Below are 23,532 nucleotides of genomic sequence, written 5' to 3'. Positions count from 1 at the left end.
TCGTCTTTCTCTGAATCTAAAAAGGATCAGCGCGCAACGAGCGATTGAAAGTGATCGAACATCCGTTCGGCGTCGGGCGTGCGTCCGGTGAAGATCTCGAACGCGTCGACGGCCTGGTAGACCGCCATTCCGCCGCCCGGCAGCGTCGCGCAACCTGCTGCGCGCGCCGTCCGGATCAGCTCCGTTTCGAGCGGGAAGTACACGATGTCGGCTACCCACATCCCCGCATGCAGCAGCTCGGCCGGCAGCGGCAGGCCCGGGTGCTTCGTCATGCCGGTCGGGGTCGCGTGGATCAGGCCCGTGGCCGCCCGCGCGGTCGTCGCGAGGTCGTTCCCCTGCGTGACCCTGGCGGCCGGGAAACGCTGCTGCAGTTCTTCGGCGAGCGCGCGGGCGCGCGTCGCGTCGACATCGAAGATCGCCAGTTCGGCCGCACCCATCTGCAACGCTGCGTGCGCGACCGCCGCCCCCGCGCCGCCCGCGCCGAGCTGCACGACGCGTTCGAGCGACACGCCCGGCAGCCCGCGCCGGAACGACTTCGCGAAGCCCGACCAGTCGGTGTTGTGGCCGATCCGCTTGCCGTCCTTGAACAGCACGGTGTTGACCGCACCGAGCGCGCGCGCGTCGTCGGACAGCGCGTCGAGGTGCTCGATCACGCGCTGCTTGCACGGGTGCGTGATGTTCAGGCCCGTGTAGCCCATCTGTTCGGCCGCCGCGAGCAATTGCGGCAGCGCGTCGACGGTCAGGCCGAGCGCATCGAGGTCGATGCGCCGGTAGACATAGCCGAATCCCTGGCGGAATCCTTCTTCTTCGTGCATCGCGGGCGACAGCGACCCGCCGATACCCTGGCCGATCAGGCCGATCAGAAACGACGGGCGGCTCATTGCCTGGCTCCTTGCGAAAGAATGGTCGACATGCGCTGCAGCGCGAATACGTAGCCTTCGGTGCCGCATCCGCAGATCACGGCCTCGGCGACCGCCGACACGTATGAGTGGTGGCGAAACGGCTCGCGGCGGTGCACGTTCGAGATGTGGACCTCGATCACCGGCTTCGCGATCGCCGACAGCGCATCGGCCAGCGCGACCGACGTGTGCGTGTACGCGGCCGGGTTGATCACGACGCCGTCCGTGTCGTGGCGCGCCGCGTGCAGCCAGTCGATCAGTTCGTGCTCGGCGTTCGACTGGCGGAAGTCGACCTCGAGCCCGAGCCCGTCTGCCGCGTCGCGGCAACGCTGCGCGACGTCGGCGAGCGTTTCCGCTCCATAGATGTGGGGTTCGCGCGTCCCCAGCAGATTCAGGTTCGGGCCGTTCAGCACCAGTACCTTGCGCTTGCTCATGTCAGTTGCTCCGAAAACGGGGGCGAATCACTAGCGACTTCGCCCCTACACGTCAAGATTCGGCGCCAGTGTGCGCTTGCGCAAGCGCAATGTCTTTTCGGGTTTTCGCTAATTTGTACCACCTAGTTAGTTTGTATAATTCGTCCAATCACCCTAGTAAATTCGGGATATGGCGCGCTCCATGGACTCCATGACTGGTTCATTCAGGGTCGAGTCCAGCCGGTGCCGTCCCGCCTCTTAGCAGGATTTGCCCATGCAGCGCTCGATCGCCACCGTGTCCCTGTCCGGCACGCTCGCCGAAAAGCTCGCCGCCATCCAGGCCGCGGGTTTCGACGGCGTCGAAATCTTCGAGAACGACCTCGTCTATTTCGACGGGTCGCCCGCCGACGTGCGGAACATGGCCGCCGATCTCGGTCTCGACATCGTGCTGTTCCAGCCATTTCGCGACTTCGAGGGCGTGAGCCCCGCACAGCTCGCGCGCAATCTCGACCGCATCCGGCGCAAGTTCGACGTGATGCATGCGCTCGGCACCGACCGCATCCTCGTCTGCAGCAACGTGTCGCCGGACACGATCGCGGACGACACGCTGCTCGTCGACCAGCTCGGCGCGCTCGCCGAGGCCGCGCAGCAGGCGGGCGTCGTCGCCGCGTATGAAGCGCTCGCGTGGGGGCGGGTCGTGAAGACGTATGGCCATGCGTGGCGGCTCGTGAATGCGGTGAACAACCGGCACCTCGGCCTCGCGCTCGACAGCTTCCACACGCTGTCGCTCGACGACTCGCCGGACGCAATCGCCGACATCCCCGGCGACCGGATCGCGTTCGTGCAGATCGCCGACGCGCCGAAGCTCGCGATGGACGTCCTCGAATGGAGCCGCCATTACCGTTCGTTCCCCGGCCAGGGCGACTTCGACCTCGCGCGCTTCACCGCGCGCGTGATCGAGGCCGGCTATACGGGGCCGCTGTCGCTCGAGATCTTCAACGACGGCTTCCGCGCGGCGCCGACTGCCATCACCGCGGCCGACGGGCACCGCTCGCTGCTCTATCTGGAGGAGCAGACGCGCGCGCAGCTCGCGCGGGACCAGCGCACGCCCGGCGCCGGCCAGCCGCTGTTCGCACCGCCCGCGCCGCCCGCGCACGTCGGCTTCCAGTTCATCGAATTCGCGGTCGACGCGCAGGCAGCGGCCAATGTCGGCGAGTGGCTCGGCAAGATGCGCTTCCGCCTCGCGGGCCGCCATCGCTCGAAGGACGTGACGCTGTTCCAGCACGGCGCGGCGTCGATCGTGCTGAACGCGGAGCGCGACTCGTTCGCGGACGCGTTCTTCCAGCAGCACGGGCTGTCGCTGTGCGCGTCGGCGTTTCGCGTCGACGACGCGAACGTCGCGTTCGAACGCGCGGCAGGCTTCGACTATGCGCCGTTTTCCGGGCGCGTCGGCCCGAACGAACGCGTGCTGCCGAGCGTGAAGGCACCGGACGGCAGCCTCGAGTACTTCGTCGACGAGACGCCGAACGCGCCGACGCTGTACGAATCCGACTTCGTGCTGACCGATATCGACGGCCCGAGCGAAGTGGGTCCGCTGACCGGCATCGACCACGTGTGCCTCGCGCTGCCGGCCGACGCGCTCGACACGTGGATCCTGTTCTTCAAGACGGCATTCGGCTTCGAGGCCGAGCGCAGCTGGCTCGTGCCGGACCCGTACGGGCTGATGCGCAGCCGCGCGGTGCGCAGCGCGGACGGCTCGGTGCGGATCGCGCTGAACGCGTCGGTCGACCGCCACACCGCAGTCGCCGAATCGCTGGACCGGTATCACGGCACCGGCCTGAACCATGTCGCGTTCCGCACCGACGACATCGTGAAGACGGTCGCCGAATTCGCGGCCGACGGCGTGCCGTTCCTGCGCATCCCGCGCAACTATTACGACGATCTCGCCGCACGCTATGCGCTGCCCGACGACCTGATCGACACGCTGAGCACCCATCACCTGCTGTACGACCGCGACGAGCACGGCGGCGAGTTCCTGCATGCGTATACGGAACTGGTCGACAACCGTTTCTCGCTGGAGATCGTCGAGCGGCGCGGCGGCTACGACGGTTACGGCGCCACGAACGCGGCCGTTCGCCTCGCGGCGCAGGCACAGCGGAGGAAATAAGGGACGGGGAAAAACCGGGTGCGACGAAAGGTCATCGTTTATTTGTCTGGCGAATCGTCAACGCATGCACTACGCTGGCGTTTGTGCTGTCGGACGCCCGCCTGAAGCGGCTTCCGGCGATCCGGTTCGCAAAGCCGCCGCCGCGCCGTTACATGCTGTAACCACCAGCCCGTCGCGGCCGGTCAACGATCGGGGCGTTTTAAGAATCGTTTAAGTCTTCGACGGCACCATCCGCACTCGAATCCGAAGAATCCGTCGAATAGGAGGAAAGCAATGAGCGCCGTAGAAGCACCGGCCGGCTGCCCGGCTACCCCCCCTGCCAAACCGAAAACCATGCTGCGCCGCCTGCTCAGCCATCACGAGATCGCAACGCTGCTCGTGCTGCTGCACGCGCCGATCGGCGCGAACGCGAAACCCGAATTGCCCGGACTGCAGGAAGCAGGCCTGGTCGAAATGGTGCGCGCGGACGCGGACACCCCGCCGAGCTTCCGCCTGACGGAAAACGGCACGGCCGTCCTGAAGGGACTCGGCTACCGCTGATCCGCCGCGGCAACCGTCGTTCGCTGCGGTTCCCTGCAGTTCGCTGTCGTTCGCCGTAGTTCGCCGCCTCTCATTCAATCCGCCGCGCCGGCCACCGCCGGCGCGCGTCGTCTCATCCCGCCCTTTCCTGCAGCGTCAGCCGGTATTCCGTCGGCGTCACGCCGACCGTCGCCTTGAACTGGCGTGTAAACGCGCTGTGATCGGTGTACCCGCATAGCGCCGCGACGTCGGTCACCTTGTCGTGCGTGACGAGCAGCGCGGTCGCCGCGTCGAGCCGCGTCTTCAGCAGCACCTGGCGCGGCGTCAGGTGGAACACCTTGTGGAAATAGCGCTCGAGCTGCGCGACCGACATTCCCGCCATCTGCGCGAGCTGTTTCAGGTTCAGCGGCTGCACATAATGATCCTGGATGTACTGGACCACGTCCGCGAGCTTGCTGTAGGCCGGATGCGAACCCTCATGCGCCTTCAGGTCGCGCGAAATGCCCGCGAGACCGACCACCTTGCCCGCCGCATCGCGCAGCGGCTCCTTGCAGGTCAGGCACCATCCCGGCTGGCGTCCCGGGTACAGGTGCAGTTCGAGCTGGTCCATCAGCTGGTGGCCCGCGTTGATGGTCGCCATGTCCTGCTCGAAGTAGCCGCGGCCGAACCGGCGCGGGAACACCTCGTCGGTCGTCTTGCCGAGCAGGTCGCGCTTGTCCTTGTAGCCGCAGCGCATCGCCAGCGTGCGGTTGACGAGTGCGTAGCGGCCGTCCGCGTCCTTCACGAAGAACGCGACGTCCGGCAGCGCGTCGAGCACGGGTTCGAGCAGGCGGAAATGCGCGAGCATCGCGCCGAAGTCGGCGTTGTCAGGCTGGTAGCACAACGTATCGGACAGGCTCATCGGCGGTACGGCTGGAAATGTCGTCATCCCGGCATCCGCGTGGCGAGTGGCTGATGGCGTCGATTATAGGAGCGCACCCCGGCGCATGTCGCGCAGGTACGGGCGCTGGTGCTGGCGCAGGAACGCGCGGCAACCGTGCCGCGGAAGCCCACCATCGTAAAAACACCGCTGCGCCGCGTCTTGGCGCGCGTGCGCACGCGGAATGACGATTTCGGCATATATCAGGGTTATCGACGATATGCCGAAATCGTCGCCGCCCGCGCTCGGAACGCGCAAGACGCTCGCATTTTCGCTACCTAGACTTGCTTCACGGTCACGAGACGACCGACGGCCATCCCGACATGCGACCCGCATCGGATGCCGAATTCGCCACCCGGCACGCCGATTTCGGCATAACCGGCCGATCAGGGACTGGCGAACCGGGGCGCGACGCGCGGCACGACCGTTGCGTGCGCCGCGCAGCCGACGCGTCTCGCCCGGTTCACCGCCGCCGGCCCCGTTCCGGCGCGGGCCCAACCACGCCATCAAGGGGAAGTGAAAGTGAAGCTGAAGGTATCGCACGTCGCGCTGGCCGTCGCCTGCGCACTGTCGGGCGCCCACGCCAGCGCCGCCGACGTCGTCAGGATCGGTTTCGCCGCGCCGCTCACCGGCCCGCAATCGAACTACGGCACGGACATGCAGAAAGGCGTGCAACTGGCGATCGCGGATTTCAACGCGACGCATCCGACGATCGGCGGCAAGCCGGTCACGTTCCAGCTCGATTCGCAGGACGACCAGGCCGACCCGCGCACCGGCACGACCGTCGCGCAGCGGCTGATCGACGACAACGTCAGCGGCGTCATCGGCCACTTCAACTCGGGCACCAGCATCCCGGCGTCCGACCTGTACGATCGCGCCGGGCTGCCGCAGATCTCGATGGCCACGTCGCCGCAATACACCGCGCGCGGCTACAAGACAACCTACCGGCTGCTGACGAGCGACGCGCAGGCGGGCCGCATCGTCGGCACGTACGCGGTGAAGAGCCTGCACTTCAAGCGCATCGCGATCATCGACGACCGCACCGCGTACGGCCAGGGCATCGCCGACGAATTCGCGAAGGCCGTGCAGGCAGCCGGCGGCACGATCATCAAGCGCGACTTCACGAACGACAAGGCTCTCGATTTCTCCGCGATCCTGACCAACCTGAAGGGGATGAATCCCGACGCGATCTTCTACGGCGGCGGCGATGCGCAATCGTCGCCGATGATCCGCAAGATGCGCCAGCTCGGGATCAAGGCCGCGTTCGTGACCGGCGAGATGTCGCGCTCGCCGACGTTCCTGAAGGTCGGCGGCGATGCGGCCGAAGGCGCGATCGTCTACATGGGCGGGCTGCCGAAGGAGAAGATGCCGGGCTTCGCCGGCTTCGCGGCGCGCTACAAGGCGCGCTTCAACGAAGACGTGATCACTTACTCGCCGTACTCGTATGACGGCACGATCGCGCTGCTCAGCGCGATGAAGGACGCGAACTCGACCGACCCGAAGGTCTATACGCCGTATCTAGGCAAGGTGTCGATCAAGGGCGTGTCGGCCCCCAGCGTCGCGTACGACGCGAAGGGCGACCTGAAGGATGCGCCGGTGACGATCTACAAGGTCGAGCACGGCGCGTTCAAGCCGGTCGACACGATCGCCGGCAACTGACGCCACACCTGCCGCTGCATCTGCCGCCGCATCTGCCGCTGCACCTGCCGCTGCACCTGCCGCCGCATCTGCCGCCGCATCTGCCGCCGCATCTGCCGCCGCATCTGCCGCCGCATCTGCCGCAATACGCGCACGGGTTCGCCCGTGCGCGCGCATCGCCCCGGCCGGACTCGAAGGCCCCCTCGAGCCGCGCCCGTCCTCGCGCATTTCGCGCTCCTGTAGAATCTTCCCACCCGCTTTGACGCATCGTCCCCGCCGCACCCCATCCCGGTGCGACGGCGCGTGCCCGGTGCGCCTACCCGACGCCCGACACACCTTCCGACGACGCAGGTCGCGCCTTAGCCAGTGCATGCCGATAGCGGGCCCTGGAGACGCAGTACCGACAACAACATTCAAATACCGATCGTCCTGACCATGCAAGCTTCCGAATTGAGCGGCGTCCCGCGCGCCGCCGAGCGCGCGCTGACGCGCAGCGATTACAAGACCCTCGGCCTCGCCGCACTCGGCGGCGCACTCGAGTTCTACGACTTCATCATCTTCGTGTTCTTCGCGCCCGCGATCGGGCAGCTGTTCTTCCCGCACGACATTCCCGACTGGTTGCGCCAGTTGCAGACCTTCGGCATCTTCGCGGCCGGCTACCTTGCCCGTCCGCTCGGCGGCGTGATCATGGCGCACTTCGGCGACCTCGTCGGCCGCAAGCGGATGTTCACGCTGAGCGTGCTGATGATGTCGGTCCCGACGCTGCTGATGGGCCTGCTGCCGACCTATGACACGGTCGGCATCCTCGCGCCCGTGTTGCTGCTGCTGTTCCGCATCCTGCAGGGCGCGGCGGTCGGCGGCGAGGTGCCCGGCGCGTGGGTGTTCGTGTCGGAGCACGTGCCGTCGCGCCACATCGGCTACGCGTGCGGCACGCTGACGGCGGGCCTCACGGCCGGCATCCTGCTCGGCTCGCTCGTCGCGGCAGGCATCAACAGCCGCTACTCGGCAGCCGAAGTCGCCGCGTTCGGCTGGCGCATTCCGTTCCTGCTCGGCGGCGTGTTCGGCCTGTTCTCCGTCTACCTGCGCCGCTGGCTGCACGAGACGCCGGTGTTCGCCGAGATGAAGGCGAAGAAGGCGCTGGCGGCCGAGATTCCGCTGAAGGCCGTGCTGCGCGACCACGGCCGCGCGGTGATCGTGTCGATGCTGCTGACGTGGATGCTGTCCGCGGCGATCGTCGTCGTGATCCTGATGACGCCCGCGCTGCTGCAGAAGCAGTTCCACCTGACGCCCGCGACGACGCTGTTCGCGAACAGCGTCGCGACGCTGTGCCTGACGGCCGGCTGCATCACCGCGGGCTCGCTCGCCGGCGCGATCGGCGCGAAGCGCGTACTCGGCATCGGCGGCCTCGTGCTGGCCGCGTGCTACTACCTGCTGTTCGTGCAGGTCGCGGCCGACGCGTCGACGCTGCCGCTCTTCTACGGGATCGCCGGCTTCGCGGTCGGCACGATCGGCGCGGTGCCTTATGTGATGGTGAAGAGCTTCCCGGCCGTCGTGCGGTTCTCGGGAATCTCGTTCTCGTACAACGTCGCGTATGCCATCTTCGGCGGGCTTACGCCGGTGGTCGTGTCGCTGATGATGAAGTCGAACCCGCTCGCGCCGGTCGTCTACGTGACGGCGATCTGCTTGCTCGGCGCGATCGCGGTGCAGTTCGCGAAGGATGCGAAGGAGGACAGGCCGCACTGAGCGGCGTCGTTCGTGCGGCGTCGAACCGCCGCCGCGCACGACCGCACGCATGCGCCATGCGCCATGCGCCATGCGCCATGCGCGTGCGATCATGAACAAAGGGCCGAATCCCGCAAGTCGCGGGATTCGGCCCTTTGTTTTGCTTCAGCGGCGGTTCAGCGGACGACGCGCGCTCAGCGCAGCCCCCCGTACGACGAGCTCGGCCGGCGCAGCGCGTCGATGCTCGCGCCGCCGGCGCCCGTCACGAACAGCAGCAGGAAGCCGCCCGCGATCGCGATGTTCTTCCAGAAGTGGATCACCATGTCGTGCTGGACCGCGGCGTCCGTCGCGTCCCAGAAATTGTGCCCGACCATCGCGGTCGCGACCGTGTAGAGCGCCATCAGCAGCGCCAGCGGTTTCACCTTGTAGCCGACGATCAGCAGCAGGCCGCCGAGCGCCTCGATCGCGACCACGACCGGCGCCATGTACTGCGGAAACGGCACGTTCAGGCCGCGCAGATAGCCGACGAAATCGCCGTAGCCGAGCAGCTTCATCACGCCGCCCCACAGAAACAGCGCCGCCAGCGCGAGGCGCGCAAAAAAAATGACGCCGGAATCGACGGAACGCGTCATGCCTTTCTCCTCGTTGCAGTTCGGCCGGCCGCGCGGATCGTGCCCGTGCGGCTTTCCGGGCCTGCCCGGCCCGGCAAATGCGCCAGCATAGAGGCACTTTCCGGCGCATCCAAGGGATGTAGCAAATCTTTACACAGCCCAGCCGCGGGCGGCACGATTCCGGAGAACGAAATGAATGGAATGCGGAATGTCGCGCCGGCACGCTCAGCGCGCGTGTTTAGCGCGCATCGCTCAACAGCACGCCTTTCTTGAACAGGAAGCAGCCGTAGCCGCGCAGCTCGCCGGTGACGATCACCGCGTACGCCTGCTGCGCGCGCGCATAGAACGCGAAGCGGTCGATGCCCGCGAGCGGCACTGCGCGCGCCTCGGCGAGATCGATCTCACGCTGCACTTCGCGCTGCACGGGCGGCAGCGCGGCCGGATCGCCGACGACTTCCATCCGCCACGCGGGTGTGTCAACGAACGTGTCGAGCGGCAGCACGGACAGCACCGCACGCACGACCCGCGCCGAATCGGCGCCGTCGATCCGCAGCGCGCGGCCAACTGCCGTGTGCCGCGCAACGGATTCCGCCGGGAAATTCGCATCGCAGATCGCCACTTCGTCGCCGTGGCCCATCGCGCGCAGCGCATGCAGGATGTCGGCGTTGAGCAGCGGGTCGAGGTTCTTCAGCATGTGGACAGGTCTCCGGGATCGTGAACGAACGGCATAACGTTACAGGATCCCGGCGGCCCCGGCAGCACGGGGCCCGGCCCGCGTGTCAGGTCACCGGCGCCGGATTGAACAGCGCCAGCGCGTTCGCGAGCTTCCATTGCTCGGCCCACGTGCGGCGCTTGCCGCTCGCGACGTCGAGCATCAGCCGGAACAGCTCCCAACCCACGTCCTCGATCGTCGCCGCGCCGGTCGCGATCTGTCCGGCATCGAGATCCATCAGGTCGTGCCAGCGGCGCGCGAGGTCGCTGCGCGTTGCGACCTTGATCACCGGCACCTGCGCGAGGCCGTACGGGGTGCCACGCCCGGTCGTGAACACGTGCAGGTTCATCCCCGCGGCGAGCTGCAGCGTGCCGCAGATGAAGTCGCTCGCGGGCGTTGCCGCGTACAGCAGCCCCTTCTGCCGCGCGCGCTCGCCCGGCGGCACGACGCCGGCAATCGGCGCGCTGCCCGACTTCACGATCGAGCCCATCGCCTTCTCGACGATGTTCGACAGACCACCTTTCTTGTTGCCGGGCGTCGTGTTCGCGCTGCGGTCGACGCGGCCGCGCTGCAGGTAGCGGTCGTACCAGTCCATCTCGCGGATGATCGCGCGCGCGACGTCCTCGTTCGCCGCGCGCGACGTGAGTTGCGCGACGCCGTCGCGCACTTCGGTCACCTCCGAGAACATGATCGTCGCGCCGGCGCGCACGAGCAGGTCCGCGGCAAAGCCGACCGCCGGGTTCGCGGTCAGCCCCGAGAACGCGTCGCTGCCACCGCACTGCACGCCGACCACGAGGTCCGACGCCGGACAGGTCTCGCGGCAGCGGCGGTTCAGCCGCTCGAGGTGCGCTTCGGCCATCCGCATGATCGAGTCGATCATCGAGTTGAAACCGACGTGCGCGGCGTCCTGCAGGCACACGACGCCGCCATTGTCACCGTTACCACCATTGCCGCCCGGCTCGCTGCCGGCCGCAACCGGAATCGTGCCCGGCGGCAGCAGGCGGTCCGGCTGCAGCTTCTCGCAGCCGAGGCTCACCGTCATCACCTCGCCGCCGAAGTTCGGGTTCAGGCTGATGTTGCGCAGCGTGCGGATCGGGATCTCGGCGTCCGGCGCGTCGATCGCGACGCCGCAGCCGTACGTGTGCTCGAGCCCGACCACATCGTCGACGTTCGGATAGCGCGGCAGCAGCTCGGCCTTGATCCGCTTCACCGCATGCTCGACGACGCCCTGCACGCACTGCACGGTCGTCGTGATCGCGAGGATGTTGCGCGTGCCGACCGAGCCGTCGGGATTGCGAAAACCCTCGAACGTGTAGCCTTCGAGCGGCGGCAGCGGCGGCGCGCGACGCGTCGCGAGCGGCAGGTCGTCGAGCCCCGGCGGCTCCGGCATGCGCATCGTGCGCTCGTTGACCCAGCTGCCGCGCCGCAGGTCGGTCAGCGCGTAGCCGATCACGACGTTGTAGCGGATCACCGGATCGCCGGCCGCAAGATCGGTCAGCGCGACCTTGTGACCCTGCGGCACGCGTTCGCGCAGCGTCAGCCCGTCGGCGAACGTCGCGCCTTCGGGCAAGCCGCCGTCGTTGACGACGATCGCGACGTTGTCGTCCGGATGCACGCGGATGTAAAGAGGGGAAGCAGTCATCGCAATTCCTGGGGCTACCGTCCTAATCGTTAGTCATCATACAACATTAAGCTCGACCGGTGTATTGTGCGTAAACCCCCATCGGTAAAGACCCTACTTCGACGGTGCCAGCAAACCGCTTGCCTCACTCAACCTTACGTTGTACGATGACATACAACGACATCGCCACTCATGGCTCGCATGCCGTTCCCTACGAACCAGCACTCGCGCTAGACGGACGACCCAACCATGACTTCTCCGCAAGAACTCAAACAGATCATTTCCCACGGCCTGCTGTCGTTTCCACTGACGGACTTCGACGCCGCAGGCGACTTTCGCCCGTCCACTTACGCCGAGCGCCTCGAATGGCTCGCGCCGTACGGCGCGACCGCGCTGTTCGCCGCCGGCGGCACGGGCGAATTCTTCTCGCTCACGCAGCGCGAATATTCAGACGTGATCCGGGTCGCGACCGAGACCTGCAAGGGCAAGGTGCCGATCCTGGCCGGCGCGGGCGGCGCGACGCGCGTCGCGATCGAATACGCTCAGGAAGCCGAGCGCCTCGGCGCGAGCGGCATCCTGCTGATGCCGCACTATCTGACCGAAGCGAGCCAGGAAGGGATTGCCGAGCACGTCGAGCAGGTGTGCCGCGCGCTGAAGATCGGCGTCGTCGTGTACAACCGCGCGAATTCGAAGCTGAACGCGGACATGCTCGAGCGTCTTGCCGACCGCTGCCCGAACCTGATCGGCTTCAAGGATGGCGTCGGCGACATCGAAAGCATGGTCACGATCCGCCGCCGCCTCGGCGACCGTTTCTCGTACCTCGGCGGCCTGCCGACCGCCGAAGTCTACGCGGCGGCCTATAAGGCGCTCGGCGTGCCCGTGTATTCGTCGGCCGTGTTCAACTTCATTCCGAAGACGGCGATGGCGTTCTACGAAGCGATCGCGAAGGACGATCACGCGACGGTCGGCCGGCTGATCGACGAGTTTTTCCTGCCATATCTGCAGATCCGCAACCGCCGCGCGGGCTACGCGGTCAGCATCGTCAAGGCGGGTGCGAAGCTCGTCGGCCGCGACGCGGGCCCGGTGCGTGCGCCGCTTGTCGACCTGAACGACGAGGAAGTGGCGCAACTCGATGCGCTGATCAGGAAGATGGGGCCGCAGTAAGCGGCGGTGTCAGGCGGCCGGGCTAGCGGTCGCCTGATGGAGAGTGCTCAATGGCGCAAGCAGTCTGTTCGATCGGGCTGCTTGCGTTTCTGTACGTGGAAACGTTCCGAAAGATCAGAGTGGCGATCATTACGAACGCCTCGCGAAACGCCCGGGACTTCGTACAACACCCGCGACGCTATCAGGGCGCAGGGTGCGGACGAGAGCGAATTGCACGCAGAGGAGCAGCGTAATCGCGACGTACACGATACTGAGGCTGCCAAATTGCGATTTGACCCATCCGCCGACAAAATTACCAACCATGCCGCCGACGCCGACCATGACGTTCGCCATTCCGAATGCCTTGGTGAGCGCATCGGGCGGCAGCGTCTTGCTCAAATACGCCGGAACCAGTCCGAAGATCGGATAAAACGACAGGCCGAAAAGAAGCGCTGAAACATAGAGGCCCGGCGCCCCCACGTTGAACCACACGAATGCCGCAGCAAAGGTCGCAAAGGCGAACGTCATGAGCATCGCGCGCCGAATGCCGATCCTGTCCGCGAGCGCCCCCAACGCGAAGCCCGCGATCATCCCGACCGCGCCGATCATGGACCAGACATGCCCTGCGGTGCTGATCGGGTAGTGAAGCTCCTCCCGAACAATGGGGACGAGATAGGTCTGGTACGGAAGAAGCGTCAACCCATTGAGAAACGTGATAGCCCAGATGATCGGCAACTGGCCCGCTCGGCCAGCGGTGGTTCGAACCTGCGGCGGCGGATCGGCTCGTTCGGGCTGCCGCCTTTGATCCCGAAACAGTCGGTAGCGACTGAACACCAGCACGGCAAGCGCGGCAAGGATGCCCGTCGCGACCCCGGTAACGATCCATACTGCCCGCCATCCCCAGTGCGGCACCGCGTACGGGACAATGAGGCCGTTTGCGAACACACCATAGCTGGTGCCGCTCGAGATCAGACCAAGAAGCCGCGCCCGATAAACTTCCGGCACCTGCCTCGTGACGATCTCCGCAAGCGGCACGTACACCGAAGCCGAGCAGCCACCGAGGACCGTCAGCAAAATCCCGGCCTGAAGGGCATTCGTGCAATACGCGAGGCCCACCAGGCAAGCGCTGCAGAGTCCGACAGAAAGCAAGGCCAATGTGCCGCCGCCAATGATCGGGCTGACCATACTTCCTGCGAACGCGAACGCGAGAAAGCCGATCTGCGCGGCCCCGGTAATTAACCCGACGGTCGAATAACCGAATCCAAGCGCGCTCTTCATCTCGACCACGACGGTCGCGAAGAGATAGACGCCGAATCCGTAGGTCACGGCAACGAACGCGGTCAACGTCAGGGCCAACACCAGGGTCTTGGCGAGCGTGCTGGTACCCATCGAGGTTGCGTCCATTCCATCCCCCTCTCAAAATCGAAACTGCGGCGTTAGCGTTCCGGTTTGCGACTGACGTGCAGGACGAAACCACATGCCTGAGGTCGTGCCGCTCGTCGAAGTCTCCATAGGACTGCAGATGATCAAGGTGAGGCCTTTGAATCGAACGGCGCAGTACCTCGTACCGAGCAGGATGAACGGCAAGTCGATACTAGTGAAGCTCTCTCACGTGAGACGGATTCTGGGCCGCCCAAACTAACCTGTCAATCGATAAATAACGGTTACTTCTAACCGACATTCACCCCTTATGCGGTTGAACCGCGAAACTATGTGACATAATTTCCCGACTCAAGAGGGGAAGCGTCATGCCGGAGCATCGCGGAAAGATCGACACCATTCGCCTGGTTGGGGGAAGCGTGTGCCTGGACTTCGTCAATACGGCAAACGGCCGGCGTACGAACGGTTCTCTCGGGTCGATTGAGGAAAATCTTTGCTCGCCGCTCGACGTGGCCACGTGGGCACAGCGCGCAGACTTGATTGGCCCGGAGGAACATCGGAGCCTTCTGCAGGCGATTGCGTCGGACGCGGCGAACGCCGATGCACAGCTGGCCGCATTGATCGCTTTTCGCGACCGACTTTACCGGCTACTCGAGGCGACCGTCGACGGGCAGGCGGACCTGGACGGAACTCGCGAACTGAACCGAATTCTCGCTCGCACGCTGCCATATCGCGGCCTGGAGCAGGAGGGCGTCCGTTTTCAGTGGGTGTGGATGCGCGAGAGAACTGCGGAAAACCTCTTTGATCGCATCCTTGGTCCCGTGGCGCTTGCCGCCGCGGATCTCCTGACGAGCGGTAATCTGGCACGGATGCGAATCTGCTCGTCGCACGACTGTGACTGGCTGTTTCTCGACACAAGCAAATCCGGTCGCAGACGATGGTGCCAAATGGACGTATGCGGCAACCGCGCGAAGGCACGACGCCATGCGGAGTTGACGAACGCTTGACGGGTGGGCTTCGATTCAGGCCGCGCCCGGCGCGCGCCGCCGCGCCGCCGGGCCACCGCGCTCACTCCGCGCTGCCGTCACGCAGACGCGGAATCCCCAACGGATTCCCTTCCTGCAGCCCTTCCGGCAGCAGGTCGTCCGGGAAGTCCTGGTAGCACACCGGCCGCAGGAAGCGGTCGATCGCGGTCGCGCCGACCGACGTCACCGCCGGATTCGACGTCGCCGGGAACGGCCCGCCGTGCACCATTGCGTCGCAAACCTCGACACCGGTCGGAAAACCGTTGACCAGCAGACGCCCGGCCTTGCGCTCCAGGATCGGCAGCAACCGGCGCGCGAGCGGCTTGTCGGCCGCGTCCATCTGCAACGTCGCCGTCAGTTGGCCCTCGAGCGCGTCGAGCACGCGCGCCACCTCGTCGACATCGCGGCAGCGCACGATCAGCGACGACGGCCCGAACACTTCATGACCGAACGCCGGCTCGGCCAGGAACGCCTGCGCGCCGACCTCGAACAACACACCGCTCACGTCGCACGCACCCTGCGCCGCGCCACCCGCGCCGAGCTGGCGCACGCCCGGCAGCTCGGCGAGCCGGCCGCGGCCGTTGCGGTACGCATCAGCGATCCCGCGTGTCAGCATCACGCCCGCCGGCTTCGCCGCGAGCGCCTGCGCGGCGGCCGCTTCGAAACGGTCGAGATCCGGACTGTCGATCGCAAGCACGAGCCCCGGGTTCGTGCAGAACTGGCCAACGCCCAGCGTCAGCGAATCGACGAAGCCCGTCGCGAGCGACTCGGCGCGCGCGGCGAGCGCGGCCGGGAACAGCAGCACCGGGTTGATACTGTTCATCTCCGCATAGACCGGAATCGGCTGCGGGCGCGCGTTCGCAAGCTGCGTCAGCGCGACGCCGCCCTGCCGCGAACCTGTGAAGCCGACCGCCTGGATCGCCGGATGGCTGACAAGCGCCGCGCCGACCACGCGGCCCGGCCCGATCAGCAGCGAGAACACGCCGGCCGGCATCCCGCATGTCGCGACAGCGGCACGGATCGCGCGGCCGACCAGTTCGGATGTGCCGAGGTGCGCCTCGTGCGCCTTCACGATCACCGGACAGCCGGCCGCGAGCGCGGACGCGGTGTCGCCGCCGGCGACCGAGAACGCGAGCGGAAAGTTGCTCGCGCCGAACACGGCGACCGGCCCGAGCGCGATCTTCTGCAGCCGCAGGTCAGCACGCGGCAGCGGCGTGCGCGCCGGCTGCGCGGGGTCGATCGACGCGGCCAGGAAACGGCCGTCGCGCACGACCCGCGCGAACAGGCGCAACTGACCGACCGTGCGGCCGCGCTCGCCTTGCAGGCGCGCGACGGGCAGCCCCGTCTCGGCGTGCGCGCGCTCGATCAGCGCGTCGCCGAGCGCGACGATCTCGTCGGCAATCGCTTCGAGGAACGCGGCACGCGCGGCCAGCGGCTGCGCACGGTACGCGTCGAACGCGTCGCGCGCGAGCTCGCACGCGCGCTCGACGTCGTCCAGCGCGCCGACGCCGAACGCGGGCGCATCGATCGGTGCGCCCTGCGTCGGGTCGAATGCGCGCAATGTACCGGCCGAGCCGTAGACCGCGTCGGCGCCGATCAGCATCTCACCTGTCAGTTGCATGGGGTTTGCTCCGTGGTTCGGGAATAGGTCGCTCATTGTAGATCAACAGATACGATGTCTGCTGAGTTGGCTTTGATTTGCGAATAACGCTCGTCGAATCCTGCGATCCGTGCAAACCCAATCCAGTATTGAGATTCTCGCAACTTTCGACGCAACTCGACGCCGATGAGAGGGAAAACCCGAGTTACGCCGCCGCGCTTGTCGTCACTAAACTCCACGCCATGTCATATGACGACGTACATTAAAGTGCCTAATCAGACCTCCCCTCGCGATCTCCCGATCGACCTGGCCCGGGCCGCGCGCCGCAGCGCCGTGCGCTACTGGATCCTCGCGATGCTGTTCGTCGTTACGACGCTCAACTATGCGGACCGCGCGACGCTGTCGATCACCGGCACGCCGATCCGCAACGCGTTCGGCATCGACCCGGTGACGATGGGCTACATCTTCTCGGCGTTCAGCTGGGCGTACGTGCTCGCGCAGCTGCCGAGCGGCTGGCTGCTCGACCGCTTCGGCGCACGGCGCGTCTATGCGGGCAGCATCTTCCTGTGGTCGGCGTTCACGCTGCTGCAAAGCACGATCGGACTCAGCGGCAGCACCGCGATCGCGGTCGTCGCGCTGTTCGCGATGCGCTTCGCGGTCGGCATCGCGGAAGCGCCCGCGTTCCCCGCGAACGCGAAGGTCGTCGCAAGCTGGTTCCCGACCGCCGAGCGCGGCACCGCGTCGGCGATCTTCAACGCCGCGCAGTATTTCGCGGCGGTCGTGTTCTCGCCGTTGATGGCGTGGCTCACGCACGCATACGGCTGGCATCACGTGTACCTGTTGCTAGGCATCGCCGGCATTGCGCTCGCGCTGCTGTGGCTGCGCGTCGTGAAGGATCCGGCCGACCATCCGGCGGTCAACCGCGCAGAACTCGAACACATCGAGCAGGGCGGCGGCCTCGTGCGTACAAGCACGAGCACGCGCGGCAAGAACGCGCCGTCCGAGGGCAACCGGGTCGCGGGCTGGCATTACGTGCGGCAACTGCTGACGAACCGGATGCTGATCGGCATCTATCTCGGCCAGTACTGCGTGAACGTGCTCACGTATTTCTTCCTCACGTGGTTCCCGATCTACCTCGTGCAGGCGCGCGGGATGTCGCTGCTGAAGGCCGGCTTCATGACGTCGCTGCCCGCGATCTGCGGGTTCCTCGGCGGCGTGCTGGGCGGCATGCTGTCGGACGGGCTGATCCGCCGCGGCGTGTCGCTGACGCTCGCGCGCAAGATCCCGATCGTCGGCGGGATGCTGCTGTCGATGGCCATCATCGGCTGCAACTACGTCGACAGCGAAGCGCTCGTGATCGCGCTGATGGCGCTGTCGTTCTTCGGCAAGGGCATCGGCTCGCTCGGCTGGGCGGTCGTCGCGGATACCGCGCCAAAGGAAGCGATCGGCCTGTCGGGCAGCCTGTTCAACATGTTCGGCAACACGGCGGGGATCGTCGCGCCGATCACGATCGGCTACCTCGTCAGCGCGAGCGGCTCGTTCAACGGCGCGCTCGTGTTCGTCGGGCTCAATGCACTCGTCACGGTGCTGAGCTATCTCGTGATCGTGAAGGACATCAAACGGGTCGAATTGCGGCATCGCGACGCGTGAAGGATCGGCGGGGCCGGAAAGATCAGCAGATCGACGCCCCGCGTCCCCGAACGGGCTGCGCCCGTCCACCACCTCGTCACGTATACAAGGACGCCGGCGGCAACTCCCCCGTCAGCGCGAACCGGCCGACGTCCCTCAACCGATAGTCGAGCGGATCGTGCAGCGTATGCGTGCGCGCATTCCGCCAGAACCGGTCGAGCCCGAGCGACCCGGCCGTCGCGCGCGCGCCGCAAGCATCGAACAGCGCTTCGCCGTTCGCGAGCGCCGCGCGCTGCGCGACGATCTTCGCTTCCGACACGGCCAGCGCGACTTCGGCACGCCCGTCCGCCGTCAGCGCATCGTGCAGCGTCCATGCGTGCTGCAGCGCGTCGGCCGCACGATCGGCAAGCGCCGCAGCGGCCACCGCCTGCACGCGCATGTCGCCGAAGCGCTGCAGCGTATAGGGATCGTCGCTCGCACGCTCGACGCCCGCATGGATCCACGGACGCCCGTGCTTCAACACATACACGCGCGCTTCGGCCAGCGCGCCTTCCGCGAGCCCGACGAACAGGTTCGTCAGCACGAGCTGCGACACCAGCGTGCGCAGCGTTGCGCGCGGCGTCGGCGGCGTTTCCGAGCGATGCAGTATCTCGTCGGGCGCGAGCGTCACGCCGTCAAATGTCACGCTGCCACTGTCGGTCTGGCGCTGGCCGATCGGGTCCCAGTCTTCGTTCACGGTAATGCCCGCGCGATCGGTCGGCACGACACCGAACACCGTACGGCCGATCGCCGGATCATGCGCGGAGACCGTCATCCGCTGCGAGCCGCGCGTGCCCGAGCAGAAACCTTTCACGCCGTCGAGCCGGTAACCGCCGTCGGGCGTCGCGGTCGCGACGAGCCGCGTATCGAGCGGATTGACCGCATTGCCCCACCACCAGCGCTGCTCGACGGTGCCGCGCAGATAGCGCTCGCGCTGCGCGGGGCTGCCCCACACGTCGATGCTCACGACCTGCAGGCACTGGAAGCCAACCAGATGCGCGAGCGCGCTGTCGACGCGCGCGATCTGCCGGATCGCATCGTAGATCGCGGGCCATGCGGCCTGCTGCCCGCCGAACGCGCGCGGCACCGCGAGCGTCAGCAGGCCCGCATCGGCGAGCCATTGCTTCTCCTGTGCGGCGTGACCGCCCGCGCGATCGCGCGCGGCGGCGGTTTCGCGCAGCGCGTCGATCACGCGGGCGAGCGCCGCCGGATCGAAGGTGGACGTGCCCGCGTTTGGAACAAGCGGGGCAAGCATCGCCGAGCCGAAGGCGGACGCGTCCGCGTCCGGAACAAGCGGAGCAAGCGTCGCCGGGCCGCGCGGATCGTTCATGCGAGCGCTTCCTGCGCGACCTGCGCGCCCGACAACGGCACCAGCGGCACCAGCGAACCAAGCGCCGGCCGCCCGGTCAGCCGCGTGAGGATCTCGCGGCGCCAGTCGTCGTAGATTGCCCGATAGTCGGCGATATCCGCGCCGAACACGTCGGCGGTGTGCGCGTATTCGTCATGCAGATAGCCGTCGAGAAGTCGCTGCGTTTCCTCGTCGGCCGCGATCACGCGATCGATCAGCGCGTCGCGCTCGGCCGCCGGCAACGCGGCCAGCTTCTCGAACCACCATTGCACGATCTGCACGCGATGCCATTCCTCGTCGGGACGGATGCGGTTCTCGCCGTGCTCGCGCATCGCGCCGTCGGCGATCCGGCCGGTCTTGCGCTGGATCCACAGCTTCGCGAGGATATGCAGCTCGTAATGCCATTCGAACGCAAGAAAGCCCGCGACGTCGCGCACCGGCAAGTCGCCGACGCGCGTCCAGTGCGCGGCCACAAGCGCGTCGATCTCCGGCAGCGGATCGCGCCCGGTCAGCTCCAGCACGCGCTCGCGGCCGATCACCGCGTGCGCGCCGTCGTCACCGAGCTGGCGCGACAGGATCAGCTGGAAATGCGGATCGTCGCGGAACAGCGTGTCGATCGCCTTCGCGACGACCTGCACGATGAACAGATCGTGCGACGCCATCTTCGTGTAGTAGTCCGCAACGGCGGCCAGCTCGTCCGCGTTGCGTGGTTCGCGCGGCGGCACGGCGAGCTTTTCCGGAAAATCGGGACGATGGCGGCGCGCGACGTCCAGAAACAGCGCTTCCTCGAACTGGGCGTTCCACTCGCGCGGCGCGCCGATGGGCAAAGTCATGATTGATCGGTCTCTCAGGATCGTTGGTTGGAGAAGCAGGCGCTCGTGGCGCCCGCTCAGGTGCGCCTGGCCAGTCGTCGGGCCAGGCGATCGCCCGTGACTTGCACGGCCGAGACGAGCGCGATCAGGATCACGATCACGGTCGCCATGACGGTGGTGTCGAAACGCTGGTAGCCGTAGCGGATCGCGAGATCGCCGAGCCCGCCCGCGCCGACCGCGCCCGCCATCGCGGTCGAGCCGATCAGCGCGACCACGGTAATCGTGAAGCCGCCGAGCATGCCGGGCAGCGCCTCCGGCAGCAGCACGTGCCACACGATGTGGCGGCGCTTCGCACCCATCGCGAGCGCGGCCTCGATCAGCCCGCGATCCACTTCGCGCAGGCTCACCTCGGCGACGCGCGCGAAGAACGGAATCGCCGCGATCGACAGTGGCACGACGGCCGCCCATACGCCGATCGTCGTGCCGATCAGCACGCGCGTGAACGGCAGCAACGCGACGAGCAGGATGATGAAAGGCGTCGAGCGGAACACGTTGACGAGCGCGCCGAGCGCCGCGTTCAGGCCGCGCCGCTCGTAGATGCCGCCCGGCGCGGTCGTCACGAGGATCACCGCGAGCGGGATGCCGAACAGCGCGGCAAACGCCGCCGACGCCGCGACCATCGACAGCGTGTCGCGCATCGCGTCGAGCAGTTCGGGCCACCAGAGCTCAAACATAGCCGAGCACCTCCGCGTGGTTCGCATGGCTGCGCACGCGTTCGAGCAGCGTGGCAATCGCGCCGGGTGCGCGCGCGTCGGCCACGTCGGGTACGGCCGCAATCACGAGGCGGCCTTGCGCACGCCCCTGGATACGCTCGATGCCGCCGTGCAGGAACCGCACCGAGCCGCCGAGCGTCGCCGCGAGCGCGCCGACGTCCGGCTCGCCGCCGCTCTCGCCCGTATAGCGGAGGTCGAACACGACCTGCGCGCCGTCGGGCAACGCCGCATGCGCGGGCAGCGGCTGCACGCGCGCGGCGAGCTCGGCCGGCAGGTCGTGCACCAGCGTGCTGAGCAGCGCACGCGTGGCGCCGTGCTGTGGATCACCGAACACGCGCCACACCGCGCCCGTCTCGACGACCTCGCCCTGCTCGATCACCGCGACGGTGTCGCACACCGCGCGGATCACTTCCATTTCGTGTGTGATCAGCACGATCGTCAGGCCGAGGCGGCGATTGATGTCGGCGAGCAGCGCGAGGATCGACTGTGTGGTTTCGGGATCGAGCGCCGACGTCGCCTCGTCGCACAGCAGCACCTCGGGGTCGTGCACGAGCGCGCGCGCAATGCCGACGCGCTGCTTCTGGCCGCCGGACAGGCTCGCCGGATACGCGTCGCGCTTTGCCGTGAGGCCGACCAGGTCGAGCAGCGCCGCGACCTTGCGCGCACGCTCGGCCTTCGGCACGCCGGCGATCTTCAACGGCAGCGCGACGTTCTCGGCGACCGTCTTCGCGGACAGCAGGTTGAAATGCTGGAACACCATCCCGGTGCGGCGGCGCAGCGCGACAAGGCCGTCCTCGTCGAGTGCGCCGACATCGATGCCAAGCACGCGCACACGGCCGGACGTCGGCTTCTCCAGCCCGTTGACGAGCCGCAGCAGCGTCGACTTGCCCGCGCCGCTGCGGCCGATGATGCCGAACACCTCGCCGCGCCTCACGTTCAGCATCACGTCGCGCAACGCGGCGGCCTGCCCGCGCGCCGATACGAACACCTTGCCGACCTGTTCCAGCGCGACGGCAATGCCGTCCGCGGCCGGCGCCCCGGCCGCGTGCACTTTCGCGTGACGGCCTGCCTGCGCGGCAGACGGTTTTGCCGACGTATCGACCGATGTATCGGCGAAACCCAGCGTATCGAAAAATTGCGTCATTGCATTGCTCCGTCGCGCTCACGCATGCGCTGCCTCGTGCGCAACCGCCGGCCGGTGCCGCGCGCCCGCATGCCACGCGGGCAGGCGCGCGCCGGCACCGAACAGCTTCTCGCGCAGCGTCGGCGCGGGATCGTAGTCTTCCTTGTACACGCCGCGGTTCTGCAGCTCCGGCACGACCCAGTCGACGAAATCCTCGAACGACTCGGGCATCACCGTGCGCGTCAGGTTGAAGCCGTCGATGCCCGTCTCGTCGATCCACGCCTGCAGTTCGTCCGCGACCTGCGACGGCGAGCCGACGATCGGGTGATAGCGGCCGCCGAGCGACATCTGGTCGAGCATCCGCCGCACGGTCCACGTGCCGCTCGTGCTCTTCTTCGAGATCGCGTCGACCGCGGACTGGATCGAATCGGTCTTCACATACGAGATCGGCTCGTCGAGCCCGTACTTCGCGAAATCGATGCCGGTCGAGCTCGCGAAATGCGCGAGGCCGGCCTCGGGGCTCGCGTAGCGCCGGTATTCGTCGAACTTCTCGCGCGCGAGCAGTTCGGTCTCGGCGGTAACGACGGTCACGCCGGCGAAGATCTTGATCGATGCCGGATCGCGCCCCTGCCGCGCCGCCGCCGCGCGGATGTCGAGCACCGCCGCGCGTGCGGCCGCCTTGCTCTGGCCGTTCACGAACACGCACTCCGCATGCCGGCCCGCGAATTCGACGCCGCGCGCCGACGACCCGGCCTGGTACAGCACCGGCGTGCGCTGCGGCGACGGCTCGCACAGATGGATCGCGTCGAGCGAATAGAACGGCCCGTCGTGCGTCACACGCCGCACCTTGCCCGGCTGCGCGAACACGCGCGCCTGTGCGTCGCGGATCACCGCGTCGTCGCCCCAGCTCTGCTCCCACAGCTTGTAGACGACTTCCAGGTAGTCGTCCGCGCGGTCGTAGCGGTCGTCGTGGCCGATCTGCTGCGCGAGGCCCATCCCGCGCGCGGCGCTGTCGAGATAGCCGGTGACGATGTTCCAGCCGACGCGGCCCTTCGTCAGGTGATCGAGCGTCGACATGCGCCGCGCAAACAGGTACGGCGGCTCGTAGGTCAGGTTCGCGGTCACGCCGAAGCCGAGATGCCGCGTGACCTGCGCCATCGCAGGCACGATCAGCAGCGGATCGTTGACGGGCACCTGCACCGATTCGCGCAGCGCGGCGTCCGGGCCGCCGCCGAACACGTCGTACACGCCGACGATGTCCGCGAGAAAGATGCCGTCGAACTTGCCGCGCTCGAGCGTCTTCGCGAGATCCGCCCAGTAGTCGAGATCGGTGTAGTGCGCGGAGCGGTCGCGCGGATGCGTCCACAGGCCATGATTGATGTGCCCGACGCAGTTCATGTTGAACGCGTTGAGCAGGATCTTCTTGTTGTTCGCCATGC

The 23,532-nt window shown here is 67.1% G+C and carries 20 protein-coding genes; 7 read left to right on the top strand and 13 right to left on the bottom strand.

What is annotated here, in order from left to right:
* Window positions 1-26: 26 nt before the first annotated feature.
* Window positions 27-881, bottom strand: coding sequence for a shikimate dehydrogenase (locus tag G3N94_RS14610; RefSeq protein ID WP_205793151.1), 855 nt, complete (start codon window positions 879-881; stop codon window positions 27-29).
* The gene (gene aroQ, locus G3N94_RS14605) at window positions 878-1,333 is read right to left on the bottom strand and encodes a type II 3-dehydroquinate dehydratase (RefSeq protein ID WP_205793149.1); all 456 of its coding nucleotides are present in this window, start codon (window positions 1,331-1,333) and stop codon (window positions 878-880) included. Before aroQ ends, G3N94_RS14610 begins: the two co-directional genes overlap by 4 nt.
* A 253-nt stretch (window positions 1,334-1,586) precedes the next feature.
* Here aroQ and G3N94_RS14600 point away from each other — a divergent pair, with 253 nt between their 5' ends.
* A complete protein-coding gene (locus G3N94_RS14600) occupies window positions 1,587-3,479 on the top strand; it encodes a sugar phosphate isomerase/epimerase and 4-hydroxyphenylpyruvate domain-containing protein (protein ID WP_205793147.1) in 1,893 nt (630 codons plus the stop codon).
* 273 nt (window positions 3,480-3,752) lie between these two features.
* Complete coding sequence (locus tag G3N94_RS14595) at window positions 3,753-4,019, top strand: hypothetical protein (RefSeq protein WP_205793145.1); 267 nt, start codon at window positions 3,753-3,755, stop codon at window positions 4,017-4,019.
* Between the two features lie 112 nt (window positions 4,020-4,131).
* On the opposite strand, the gene G3N94_RS14590 is transcribed toward G3N94_RS14595, so the two are convergent.
* Window positions 4,132-4,926, bottom strand: coding sequence for an AraC family transcriptional regulator (locus G3N94_RS14590; RefSeq protein ID WP_205793143.1), 795 nt, complete (start codon window positions 4,924-4,926; stop codon window positions 4,132-4,134).
* A 513-nt stretch (window positions 4,927-5,439) separates the two neighbouring features.
* Between G3N94_RS14590 and G3N94_RS14585 the strand changes: the two genes are divergently transcribed.
* Both G3N94_RS14585 and G3N94_RS14580 read left to right on the top strand, forming a co-directional pair.
* Entirely contained in the window at window positions 5,440-6,576 is a 1,137-nt protein-coding gene (locus tag G3N94_RS14585; RefSeq protein ID WP_205793141.1) for a branched-chain amino acid ABC transporter substrate-binding protein, read from the top strand.
* 414 nt (window positions 6,577-6,990) lie between these two features.
* Window positions 6,991-8,298 carry an MFS transporter gene (locus tag G3N94_RS14580; RefSeq protein ID WP_205793139.1) on the top strand — a complete coding sequence of 436 codons (1,308 nt, stop codon included), beginning with the start codon at window positions 6,991-6,993 and terminating at the stop codon, window positions 8,296-8,298.
* A 173-nt stretch (window positions 8,299-8,471) separates the two neighbouring features.
* Here the strand turns inward: G3N94_RS14580 and G3N94_RS14575 are convergent, their stop codons facing one another.
* The 3 genes from G3N94_RS14575 to garD form a co-directional block, all read right to left on the bottom strand.
* On the bottom strand, window positions 8,472-8,909 hold the full coding sequence (locus tag G3N94_RS14575; protein ID WP_205793136.1) for a DoxX family protein: 438 nt from the start codon (window positions 8,907-8,909) through the stop codon (window positions 8,472-8,474).
* 217 nt (window positions 8,910-9,126) lie between these two features.
* Window positions 9,127-9,582, bottom strand: a complete 456-nt coding sequence (locus G3N94_RS14570; protein WP_205793134.1) for an RbsD/FucU domain-containing protein — start codon at window positions 9,580-9,582, stop codon at window positions 9,127-9,129.
* Between the two features lie 85 nt (window positions 9,583-9,667).
* Complete coding sequence (garD, locus tag G3N94_RS14565; RefSeq protein WP_205793133.1) at window positions 9,668-11,242, bottom strand: galactarate dehydratase; 1,575 nt, start codon at window positions 11,240-11,242, stop codon at window positions 9,668-9,670.
* 228 nt (window positions 11,243-11,470) lie between these two features.
* Here garD and kdgD point away from each other — a divergent pair, with 228 nt between their 5' ends.
* Window positions 11,471-12,385 (top strand): 5-dehydro-4-deoxyglucarate dehydratase, encoded by a 915-nt coding sequence (kdgD, locus tag G3N94_RS14560; protein WP_205793131.1) that lies wholly within the window; start codon window positions 11,471-11,473, stop codon window positions 12,383-12,385.
* Window positions 12,386-12,514: 129 nt separating this feature from the next.
* Here the strand turns inward: kdgD and G3N94_RS14555 are convergent, their stop codons facing one another.
* Window positions 12,515-13,768, bottom strand: coding sequence for an MFS transporter (locus G3N94_RS14555; protein ID WP_205793129.1), 1,254 nt, complete (start codon window positions 13,766-13,768; stop codon window positions 12,515-12,517).
* 344 nt (window positions 13,769-14,112) lie between these two features.
* Between G3N94_RS14555 and G3N94_RS14550 the strand changes: the two genes are divergently transcribed.
* Window positions 14,113-14,751: an ABATE domain-containing protein gene (locus tag G3N94_RS14550; protein ID WP_205793127.1), complete on the top strand. Its 639-nt coding sequence runs from the start codon at window positions 14,113-14,115 to the stop codon at window positions 14,749-14,751.
* 61 nt (window positions 14,752-14,812) lie between these two features.
* On the opposite strand, the gene G3N94_RS14545 is transcribed toward G3N94_RS14550, so the two are convergent.
* Window positions 14,813-16,390 (bottom strand): aldehyde dehydrogenase (NADP(+)), encoded by a 1,578-nt coding sequence (locus tag G3N94_RS14545; protein WP_205793125.1) that lies wholly within the window; start codon window positions 16,388-16,390, stop codon window positions 14,813-14,815.
* A gap of 246 nt (window positions 16,391-16,636) precedes the next feature.
* Between G3N94_RS14545 and G3N94_RS14540 the strand changes: the two genes are divergently transcribed.
* A complete protein-coding gene (locus G3N94_RS14540; RefSeq protein ID WP_205793166.1) occupies window positions 16,637-18,019 on the top strand; it encodes an MFS transporter in 1,383 nt (460 codons plus the stop codon).
* A 76-nt stretch (window positions 18,020-18,095) separates the two neighbouring features.
* On the opposite strand, the gene G3N94_RS14535 is transcribed toward G3N94_RS14540, so the two are convergent.
* From G3N94_RS14535 to G3N94_RS14515, 5 genes are read right to left on the bottom strand one after another with little or no spacing between them, the layout of a single operon-like run.
* On the bottom strand, window positions 18,096-19,367 hold the full coding sequence (locus G3N94_RS14535) for an acyl-CoA dehydrogenase family protein (protein ID WP_205793123.1): 1,272 nt from the start codon (window positions 19,365-19,367) through the stop codon (window positions 18,096-18,098).
* Window positions 19,364-20,218: a hypothetical protein gene (locus tag G3N94_RS14530; RefSeq protein WP_205793122.1), complete on the bottom strand. Its 855-nt coding sequence runs from the start codon at window positions 20,216-20,218 to the stop codon at window positions 19,364-19,366. Before G3N94_RS14530 ends, G3N94_RS14535 begins: the two co-directional genes overlap by 4 nt.
* A gap of 56 nt (window positions 20,219-20,274) precedes the next feature.
* On the bottom strand, window positions 20,275-20,931 hold the full coding sequence (locus G3N94_RS14525) for a methionine ABC transporter permease (protein ID WP_124602982.1): 657 nt from the start codon (window positions 20,929-20,931) through the stop codon (window positions 20,275-20,277).
* Window positions 20,924-22,114 carry an ATP-binding cassette domain-containing protein gene (locus G3N94_RS14520; protein ID WP_205793121.1) on the bottom strand — a complete coding sequence of 397 codons (1,191 nt, stop codon included), beginning with the start codon at window positions 22,112-22,114 and terminating at the stop codon, window positions 20,924-20,926. The genes G3N94_RS14525 and G3N94_RS14520 overlap by 8 nt, the downstream gene beginning before the upstream one ends.
* A gap of 18 nt (window positions 22,115-22,132) precedes the next feature.
* Window positions 22,133-23,530 carry an LLM class flavin-dependent oxidoreductase gene (locus tag G3N94_RS14515; RefSeq protein WP_205793120.1) on the bottom strand — a complete coding sequence of 466 codons (1,398 nt, stop codon included), beginning with the start codon at window positions 23,528-23,530 and terminating at the stop codon, window positions 22,133-22,135.
* Window positions 23,531-23,532 lie beyond the last annotated feature (2 nt).

Origin of the sequence: Burkholderia sp. Ac-20353 (assembly GCF_017104785.1) — a bacterium.
Lineage (GTDB): Bacteria > Pseudomonadota > Gammaproteobacteria > Burkholderiales > Burkholderiaceae > Burkholderia.
This window is presented reverse-complemented; position numbering and strand designations above follow the sequence as displayed.

What these genes read in the sequence shown, in the direction of transcription:
- G3N94_RS14610 (WP_205793151.1), bottom strand. Translation starts at nt 881, where the DNA reads ATGAGCCGCCCGTCGTTTCTGATCGGCCTGATCGGCCAGGGTATCGGC.
- aroQ (WP_205793149.1), bottom strand. Translation starts at nt 1,333, where the DNA reads ATGAGCAAGCGCAAGGTACTGGTGCTGAACGGCCCGAACCTGAATCTG.
- G3N94_RS14600 (WP_205793147.1), top strand. Translation starts at nt 1,587, where the DNA reads ATGCAGCGCTCGATCGCCACCGTGTCCCTGTCCGGCACGCTCGCCGAA.
- G3N94_RS14595 (WP_205793145.1), top strand. Translation starts at nt 3,753, where the DNA reads ATGAGCGCCGTAGAAGCACCGGCCGGCTGCCCGGCTACCCCCCCTGCC.
- G3N94_RS14590 (WP_205793143.1), bottom strand. Translation starts at nt 4,926, where the DNA reads ATGACGACATTTCCAGCCGTACCGCCGATGAGCCTGTCCGATACGTTG.
- G3N94_RS14580 (WP_205793139.1), top strand. Translation starts at nt 6,991, where the DNA reads ATGCAAGCTTCCGAATTGAGCGGCGTCCCGCGCGCCGCCGAGCGCGCG.
- G3N94_RS14575 (WP_205793136.1), bottom strand. Translation starts at nt 8,909, where the DNA reads ATGACGCGTTCCGTCGATTCCGGCGTCATTTTTTTTGCGCGCCTCGCG.
- G3N94_RS14570 (WP_205793134.1), bottom strand. Translation starts at nt 9,582, where the DNA reads ATGCTGAAGAACCTCGACCCGCTGCTCAACGCCGACATCCTGCATGCG.
- garD (WP_205793133.1), bottom strand. Translation starts at nt 11,242, where the DNA reads ATGACTGCTTCCCCTCTTTACATCCGCGTGCATCCGGACGACAACGTC.
- kdgD (WP_205793131.1), top strand. Translation starts at nt 11,471, where the DNA reads ATGACTTCTCCGCAAGAACTCAAACAGATCATTTCCCACGGCCTGCTG.
- G3N94_RS14555 (WP_205793129.1), bottom strand. Translation starts at nt 13,768, where the DNA reads ATGGACGCAACCTCGATGGGTACCAGCACGCTCGCCAAGACCCTGGTG.
- G3N94_RS14550 (WP_205793127.1), top strand. Translation starts at nt 14,113, where the DNA reads ATGCCGGAGCATCGCGGAAAGATCGACACCATTCGCCTGGTTGGGGGA.
- G3N94_RS14545 (WP_205793125.1), bottom strand. Translation starts at nt 16,390, where the DNA reads ATGCAACTGACAGGTGAGATGCTGATCGGCGCCGACGCGGTCTACGGC.
- G3N94_RS14535 (WP_205793123.1), bottom strand. Translation starts at nt 19,367, where the DNA reads ATGAACGATCCGCGCGGCCCGGCGACGCTTGCTCCGCTTGTTCCGGAC.
- G3N94_RS14530 (WP_205793122.1), bottom strand. Translation starts at nt 20,218, where the DNA reads ATGACTTTGCCCATCGGCGCGCCGCGCGAGTGGAACGCCCAGTTCGAG.
- G3N94_RS14525 (WP_124602982.1), bottom strand. Translation starts at nt 20,931, where the DNA reads ATGTTTGAGCTCTGGTGGCCCGAACTGCTCGACGCGATGCGCGACACG.
- G3N94_RS14520 (WP_205793121.1), bottom strand. Translation starts at nt 22,114, where the DNA reads ATGACGCAATTTTTCGATACGCTGGGTTTCGCCGATACATCGGTCGAT.
- G3N94_RS14515 (WP_205793120.1), bottom strand. Translation starts at nt 23,530, where the DNA reads ATGGCGAACAACAAGAAGATCCTGCTCAACGCGTTCAACATGAACTGC.